The sequence below is a fragment of the uncultured Boseongicola sp. genome (assembly GCF_937988555.1).
Lineage (GTDB): Bacteria > Pseudomonadota > Alphaproteobacteria > Rhodobacterales > Rhodobacteraceae > Boseongicola.
Window position 1 is genome coordinate 1 of sequence record NZ_CALJXO010000026.1, and the last position, 7,554, is coordinate 7,554.

General features: G+C 58.8%; 9 protein-coding genes. 3 read left to right on the top strand and 6 right to left on the bottom strand.

The window, feature by feature from the left end:
- The 6 genes from Q1B15_RS01390 to Q1B15_RS01415 all read right to left on the bottom strand — a co-directional run.
- Window positions 1–1,481 (bottom strand): BCCT family transporter (locus tag Q1B15_RS01390; RefSeq protein WP_299749025.1); only part of this gene is annotated, 1,481 nt, incomplete at its 3' end.
- Between the two features lie 33 nt (window positions 1,482–1,514).
- Window positions 1,515–2,099 (bottom strand): universal stress protein, encoded by a 585-nt coding sequence (locus Q1B15_RS01395; protein ID WP_366141644.1) that lies wholly within the window; start codon window positions 2,097–2,099, stop codon window positions 1,515–1,517.
- A 428-nt stretch (window positions 2,100–2,527) separates the two neighbouring features.
- Window positions 2,528–3,037 carry a DUF1993 family protein gene (locus Q1B15_RS01400; protein WP_299749028.1) on the bottom strand — a complete coding sequence of 170 codons (510 nt, stop codon included), beginning with the start codon at window positions 3,035–3,037 and terminating at the stop codon, window positions 2,528–2,530.
- A gap of 482 nt (window positions 3,038–3,519) precedes the next feature.
- Window positions 3,520–3,780, bottom strand: coding sequence for a sigma factor-like helix-turn-helix DNA-binding protein (locus tag Q1B15_RS01405; protein ID WP_299749031.1), 261 nt, complete (start codon window positions 3,778–3,780; stop codon window positions 3,520–3,522).
- A gap of 6 nt (window positions 3,781–3,786) precedes the next feature.
- Window positions 3,787–4,092, bottom strand: a complete 306-nt coding sequence (locus Q1B15_RS01410) for a hypothetical protein (RefSeq protein WP_299749034.1) — start codon at window positions 4,090–4,092, stop codon at window positions 3,787–3,789.
- A 3-nt stretch (window positions 4,093–4,095) separates the two neighbouring features.
- Window positions 4,096–4,227 carry a sigma factor gene (locus tag Q1B15_RS01415; protein ID WP_366141645.1) on the bottom strand — a complete coding sequence of 44 codons (132 nt, stop codon included), beginning with the start codon at window positions 4,225–4,227 and terminating at the stop codon, window positions 4,096–4,098.
- 306 nt (window positions 4,228–4,533) lie between these two features.
- Here Q1B15_RS01415 and Q1B15_RS01420 point away from each other — a divergent pair, with 306 nt between their 5' ends.
- The 3 genes from Q1B15_RS01420 to Q1B15_RS01430 all read left to right on the top strand — a co-directional run.
- Entirely contained in the window at window positions 4,534–5,130 is a 597-nt protein-coding gene (locus Q1B15_RS01420; RefSeq protein ID WP_299749036.1) for a MarR family transcriptional regulator, read from the top strand.
- On the top strand, window positions 5,127–6,335 hold the full coding sequence (locus tag Q1B15_RS01425) for a P-loop NTPase (protein ID WP_299749039.1): 1,209 nt from the start codon (window positions 5,127–5,129) through the stop codon (window positions 6,333–6,335). Before Q1B15_RS01420 ends, Q1B15_RS01425 begins: the two co-directional genes overlap by 4 nt.
- A partial coding sequence (locus Q1B15_RS01430) for a DUF6522 family protein (protein ID WP_299749042.1) occupies window positions 6,328–7,554 on the top strand: 1,227 nt, incomplete at its 3' end. The genes Q1B15_RS01425 and Q1B15_RS01430, both read left to right, overlap by 8 nt.

Below are 7,554 nucleotides of genomic sequence, written 5' to 3' on the forward strand. Positions count from 1 at the left end.
AAGATGCGCTGCGCCACCGGGGCGTCCATCTTGCCGCCAGCGGTGATGGTGTCGATCACCAGCGAGCCCGAGTCCGAGGAGGTCACGAAGAACACGATCACCAGCACGATCGCGATGGTCGAGGTGATCGAGGACAACGGCAGCCCTTCGAGCATGGCGAACAACGAGATTGGCGGGTTGTAGGCGTCGATCACCTGTGCCTTGACGGCAGAACCCGCCGGATCGCTCAGCACCTGATCGATGGCCGCGCCGCCAAAGGTTGCCATCCACAGCACGCACACCAGCGATGGGATAAGCAGCACGCAGATCAGGAATTCGCGCACCGTGCGGCCCCGGCTGACGCGGGCGATGAACATGCCGACGAAAGGCGACCAGCTGATCCACCAGGCCCAGTAGAACGCCGTCCAGCCCTGCATGTACCCGGTATCCTCGCGTCCGATGGGATTGGACAGTCCGACCAGATTGGTCGCGTACGCGCCCAACCCGCCGAAGAAATCGCCCAGGATGCCCAGCGGACCGGCGGCCACAAACACGAACACTAGCAGTATCGCGGCGATGACCATGTTGATCTCGCTCAGCACCTTCACGCCGCCGTCTAACCCGCGCAGCACCGAGATAAGCGCTATCGCGGTGATGACCGTGATCAGGACGACCTGCACGGTGATCGAATTCGGGATGCCGTAAATATGCGACAGCCCGGCGTTGGCCTGCTGCGCGCCGAATCCAAGCGACGTCGCAAGGCCAAAGAGGGTGGCGAACACCGCAAGCGTGTCGATGATATGGCCGGTCCAGCCCCAGATCCTCTCGCCGAAGATCGGGTAGAACGCGCTGCGGATCGTCAGTGGCAAACCCTTGTTGAAGGTGAACAGCGACAGCGCCAGGGCGACGATGGCGTAAATCGCCCAAGGGTGCAGGCCCCAGTGATAGATGGTCGCCGCCAGACCCATCTGGCGCGCCGCGTCCACGTTGGCGGCGATGATCGTGCCATCCTCAGCAATCGGTGAAGGCACGCCCAGCGGCTCTGATATCGCCATGTGATAGACTGGCTCCAGCACACCGAAGAACATCAGCCCGATGCCCATGCCCGCGGCAAACAGCATCGCAAACCAGCCGATATAGGTATAGTCGGGGGTCGCGCCCTTGCCGCCCAGCCGGACAGAGCCCCACGGGCTGACGATCAGGAACAGGCAAAACACAACAAAGAAATTGGCCGACATCAGGAAGAACCAGTCGAAAGTCGAGGTCAGGAACGGCCGCAACCAGCCGAACAAAGCCGCGGCCTGATCCGGCAGCGCCAAAGCATAGAACACGAAGGCGACGATACTCAGGCTTGAGATCATGAAGACCGGGTTATGGATATCAAACCCGATGGGTCCAACCTTGCCCTCAAAGTTGTCCTGACCAATCTCGTATTCGGTCTCGATCAAACTGGACGGATCTTCGGGCTCGGGAATGCCCTGGTTTGTCGTCTGGTCGGCCATTTCGGCCTCCTTCCTGATTAAATTTGGGCGCGGTCAGCCACGCACCAGAAACACCGACGCTTTCGCATGCGCCGACAACTTGCCGCCGTTCGAAGGCCAGACATAGTCACCCAATCCTGGCTTGTGCGTGGCCATCACCACCAGGTCGGCGCCGGTCTTGCCGACAGCGTCCAGCAACACGTCGTCCACGTCCGTCGTGGGATCGTGGGCAATCATCATTTTGTGGCTTGCCGAGTGCCCGCGGGAGTCGGCCTGACCTTTGGCGAAAGTCGCCAGTTTCGCCTCGAACTCGGCCGGCGTGTGGCCCAGCGGCCCGGGCGTTGCGGTCGTCACGCCAACATAACACACCTCGGCACCGCTGACTCGCGCCATGTCGGCGGCGCATTGCATCGCCTTGCCCTGGGTTTCCAGATGCGCCAAATCGACCGGTGCCATAATCTTGTTGAACATGCGAATCTCCTGTTGGCTGTCCAGTTTCCAGCACGGGAAGGACCGCACATCGACAGGGTTGTTGATTTCGAGTGTCTTCAGCCTACTGCAAGTGGCAGCAATCTCCAAATCGAAGCCCAAAAGCCTCCGGTCTGCCCTGCTGCGCGTCACCGAAGGGATGCGCGCCAAACCCATTTCGGACGCCGGACTCCGCCACCCTCAAGCGGCCGACATTTGCTCCGCCATATGGCCGGTTCTTACTCCGCCGTTGACACTGCAAAGGTGTGGTTTAATGCGACCGGTGAGAAAGGCGCAGCCACTCTTATGCCAAAGTAAAAATAATGGGCCAGCAAAGTCCACACTGCCGTCATCCGAGCGATAAAAATGCTGCGCGATGCTAGAATGGCCGTTCTTGGGAAGCTGCAGTGCGGCAACTGGGCGCGCGATGAGTGGCCGGTTTGGGCCGCTCGCTACAAAATTCAGTGGTCCATTGTTTGCCCCGCCGCCGCAGCGCAGCTGTCGACTTCGAGCCCTTCTTTGCCTGAGCTATGACGACAGGCTTCGAAAATGCCTTGTTTTCTTAACTGTCCGGCCTTCCTTGTGGTCCAGTCCATTTTCTAAAGGCCGCCGAGGAAATCGTCCAATTTTGATACCGAGACACCGTTGTGGCGAAGGATGTTGAACGCAGTTGTGTGGTGAAAATAGATATTCGGAAGTGTAAACCCGAGGAAATAATGAACTCCGGTCAACCTGGTTGTTTCACTGCCCATCGGGAAAGTGATTTCGCGGTCATGGCCGGCATCCACCGAAACTTGATCAACGCTTTGTATGAAGGCGACAGTGGCGGCGATCCGGGCTTTCATTTCTGCCGCGGTTCCGACAGCATCGGGGTTTTCAGGAATTGGGAGGCCAGCCAGTCGGGCTGTGCCGCGATACGCATGATTTGTCGTCGCTTTTACTTGCTCGGAAAAACTCCACATCTCTGGATTTAAGCGTCCCGTGAACAGAATTTCGGGAGAAAACTTCCTTGTTTCGGCATCGGCCACTGCCTTTTCGATCATGCCCACTTGGCCAGCGAGCAGCTTGACGTAGACTGGCGCAGACGCCTGATAGATGGAAAATGACATTTGGTATCCTTTAAATTGCTTATTATTATTATGATCTTGCGGTGATTTTCGTATCTGAGATAGGGCGCAGACCTAAGGCGCGAGGCAAACAAACGAAGTCGCCTGCAACGGCATTATTGCCGGTCCGGTTCCAAATCGATCATTGTATTGTTCGAGAATAAGATCGACGACGTCCTGTGGGTCGACCCCTCCACGTTGTCGAATTTCATCACCCATTGGCGTTCCATGAATCATCGCGTTTGCGAAGGCCTCAGGATCCAAAATTTCCTTATCAAAATCGATCGTTTCGTGGTGTACGTTCTGCCAACCGGCAGCGTTCAAGTCACGCTTCACATCAACAGGATCACCTTATGAAAATGGTGCCTTGTAGAACCCCGGCGGATTTCCAGGAAAGGATTGTGCCACAACCTCATGAGAAATTTGCGAATAGGGGTTGGCAGACATCGGACCCCAAGTATTAAAAATATAGTGGCCGTTGGGTTTCAGAACCCGTGCCGCTTCGCGGTATGAAGCGTGCTTGTCGGGAAAAACATAACCCCGAGTTGACAGACTATCATGTCGAACTCGTCATCAGAGAACGCACGCAGTCGGGTAAGAGCGGCTTCGCGGATCTGGCGGATACGCTCGCGGGAAACCCCGAACCGTTCGCCTAACTCGAGCAGCGTTTTCGGTGGGTCGGACACATAGGTTTCAATGATGATTTCCTGCTCTCGCTTGGAGAGCCGGTTCAGGTGAGCGGACATCGCGGTTCAGAAGGCACGGGACTCCAATCGTGCGCCGACTTCCTTTTCGACGTCCGCATCCGGGTCCTCAAGGAGAGCTTGCAGTTGCATCGTGCCGCCATTGTCACTGACGGGTCGGATCAGAGACCCATCCGGAGCGGCCAGTCTTTGTTGCATCGACACAACCTGTTTGGGCGTCACCCCAAAATCAGTCGCTATCCGGTCAACAAGGTGTTCAGGTGGAACCTCCCCCGTTTCGACCAGTCGGGTTTCGAAGCGTTTCAGATTATGAATGAGCTTACGGCTGGGCGCTGAATTTGAAAGCCGCACCAAGGATCAGTCCTGGATCTTGTAGTCCTTGATTTCCGCCCTGATCTTCCACGCGGCATAGGTGGAAAAGCGAAAACCCTTGTCGGGGTCGACGCGATCGGCCGCCTTTAGCAGCCCGATATTTGCATGCTGCAGAATGTCAGTATCTAGCTCGCGGCCTTTGCCCCCGGCTCAGCTGGTCGCCGCTATCGCAAGAGCCTGGTGTGATGTGACCAGACGGTTGCGGGCGGCAACATCGCCTTCATCGCGCCAGGATCTGGCAAGCCGCGCCTCGCTCGGCGCGTCAAGAAATTCTGCACGTGTCCCGTATTTTCGGTTGGGCCGGGACGGTCGGAAAGGATTGTTCACCTGCGCTAAATCTAGTTTCGTTTCGATACTAACTGTCGGAGAAAATCCTTGTCAATATGATTTCGAAACGCTATCTTTTTTGCAATGAGTAACAAAGTGACCAACACAGATGAAATCGCCGAACTGCTCGTCTATCTCGGACGCGCAGCGCGCGGGACCGACGCAGGGTCAGACCTGACGGCGGCGCAATGGACGGCGATGCGGTTTTTCGCGCGCGCCAATCGACTTTCCCGGACGCCGTCAGCGTTTGCCAGCTTTAATGCCACGACGCGGGGCACTGCGTCGCAAATCATTAAATCTTTGATGCAAAGGGGCTATCTTGTCCGACATCAGGCAGTCGATGACCGTCGCAGCGTTCGGTTAGACCTCACGAGCAGCGGCCAGGCAATCATGCGTTATGATCCTTTGCATAACCTGACAGACGCCATTGGCCGGCTAGAGGGCAAGCTGCGCACGGCGTTGCGGCAGGCTTTACCCGCATTGGCAGGAGAGCTGGCCAAAATTCGCGACACCGTCGCCTTTGGAACATGCGGCGATTGTCGGCATTTTTCGGGCTGTGGCGCGGTCAGCTATTGTGCGTGCGTCGAGGCTGAACTGGCTCCGGCCGATCTTGGCTGTCTTTGCGTCAATTTCGCTGCAAGTGAAGGCCGAAAATTAGCGATGCCAAGCCTCAAATCAAAGGGAATTTCATGACGACGGCACAAGCGACATCCAGCAAAACTGGCGATCTGGGCATGGCGCATCTTGGGCAGATCATCGCCGTGGCCAGCGGCAAGGGCGGTGTGGGCAAAAGCACCGTCAGCACCAATCTGGCACTGGCCCTGGCAGCGCAAGGTTCGGCGGTCGGGCTGGTGGACGCTGATCTTTATGGCCCTTCTGTGCCGGGAATGTTGGGGATTGAAACTGGTAAAGCCCCCACGATGTCCCCTGCGGGTAAGGTGATCCCTGCGATTGCGCATGGGATCAAAGTGATCTCGATGGGCATGCTGACCGATGATGACAAGCCCGCTATTTTGCGCGGCCCGATGGTATCGAAATACCTGCGTATGTTCATCCTCGAGGTGGAGTGGGGCAAGCTGGACTATCTGATCCTCGATCTGCCGCCCGGCACTGGCGACACGCAGTTGACGCTGGCGCAGAGCTTTCCGCTGACCGGCGCAGTCGTGGTCAGTACGCCGCAAGATGTCAGCCTGAAAATCGCCAGACGCGGCATTCGCATGATGGAGCAGGTCAAAGTGCCCATTCTCGGCATCGTCGAGAACATGAGCGGGTTTACCTGCCCATCCTGCAATGAGGTCACCCACATCTTCCATCAAGGCGGTGGTGCCAAGATCGCGGCCAGCCTTGACGTTCCGTTTCTGGGTGCAATTCCGCTTGATCCTGCAATCGTGGATTGCGGCGATGTGGGCCGCCCTTTGGTAACTGCGCACCCGGACGCACCCGCAGCCGCTGCCTACCGCGACATTGCCGCGATCCTGTCCGGTCGCGAGCGCGACGCCGCAGGAATTCCAACGCCGTTTGACTGGCACTGGGACGATGATGCCAGCAAACCAAAGCCTTCGCTCCATGCGGCCCACGCAGGCGGCGCTGCCGAAGTTCCGGTGGCACTGGATCGCCGCGACGGGCGCACTTTGGTCTTGCGTTGGCTCGATGGCCACGATCAGCAGATTGATGTGCGTGATTTACGTCTGGCGTGCCGCTGCGCGGCTTGCGTTGATGAGATGAGCGGGCGCGCGGTCCTGGTTCCGGCAATTGTGCCGCTGAACATCGCCCCCACCCGGATCTGGAGCCTTGGCAACTATGCCATCGGCGTCAGCTTCAGCGATGGCCACAGTTCGGGCATTTACACATTTGGTCATCTGCGCGCCATGGTGGCCGCCGAGGTTGAAGATGTCTGATCTGACGGCGCCACTGCGTATCCGTGCCGAAACCTCGCCCGCGGATCCACATTCCATGCGCTTTGTATTGGACCGTGACGTGCAGGCTGGGGCTGGGGCCAGCTATTCCAATGCGACCGCAGGTCAGAGCGCCCCATTGGCCAAGGCTCTGTTTGCCATTGCCGGTGTTGAAAAGGTTGATGTCGCGGGCGCGGTCGTGGCTGTGCTTAAGGCTGCTGACCGCGATTGGGTCACCCTGAAAGGGCTGATTGCGCAGGCGATCCGCGACAGCATGGCCCAATCCGCCGCACCGCTAGGGATGGCGGCCAAAGCCGTAGATCAGACACGAACTGATGCCGAAATCCGGCTGGCCGTTCAAGACGTGCTGGACCGGCAGGCCAACCCGGCGATTGCCGGTCATGGCGGGCACGTCAGGGTCACGGACGTGCAGGACGGCGTTGTCAGCATGCTGATGTCGGGGGGATGTCAGGGCTGTGCATCGTCTGCCGCGACGCTGCGCGGCGGGGTGGAAAGCATGATCCGCGCCGCCGTTCCCGAAGTCCGCGATATCGTTGACGTAACCGACCATGCCGCCGGTGCTACCCCGTATTACAGCGCCGCACCGGGCGATGAGCAACAGCCAAAGCGACCTTTATTGTATCGCCCCGTCCCATCCGATGCGATCGTGCGTGAGGATGGCCAATTCCTGATCTCGCCCGATTATCTTGCGCCACGTCTGGGCATGGACGTAGAAACCCTGCGGGCGGCGATGCAATCGGGCGAGGTTGTCTGCCAATCGGAATCGGGCACTGGGACGGACGCGGGAAAGACGCGGTTGATCATGCGCTCCAGCCGCCGGGTCTGGGCCGCCGAAATCGCGTCGGATGGCACGGCTCATGAAATCCCCGCCCCGCGCGCTGCCGCAAAAGCGGCCACTGCGGCCACTGCGTTGCGCGATCGCATCCGTGCGCATTTGACCGACCTGTCTGCCGCAGATGTGCCGATGACCTACGGCCAGCTTGCTCGGGCTATGGGGCTCTATATGCCGGGGTCCATTAGCAAAGTCACGCAGGCGCTCGAGGCGACAATGGTCGAGGACGCCAAGAATGGCGCGCCGTTCCTGGCCTCACTGGTCGTCAGCAAAGTTGGGCAGGGCAATGCGGCCAAAGGGTTCTTTCAGCAGGCGCGCGCACTGGGCCGAGGACCGGGTTTGGGCGAAGACGACCGCGCCTACTACCAG

Bases quoted from the DNA above. Each gene is read 5' to 3' on its own strand.
- Q1B15_RS01405 (WP_299749031.1), bottom strand. From the start codon at position 3,780: ATGTCCGCTCACCTGAACCGGCTCTCCAAGCGAGAGCAGGAAATCATC.
- Q1B15_RS01425 (WP_299749039.1), top strand. From the start codon at position 5,127: ATGACGACGGCACAAGCGACATCCAGCAAAACTGGCGATCTGGGCATG.
- Q1B15_RS01400 (WP_299749028.1), bottom strand. From the start codon at position 3,037: ATGTCATTTTCCATCTATCAGGCGTCTGCGCCAGTCTACGTCAAGCTG.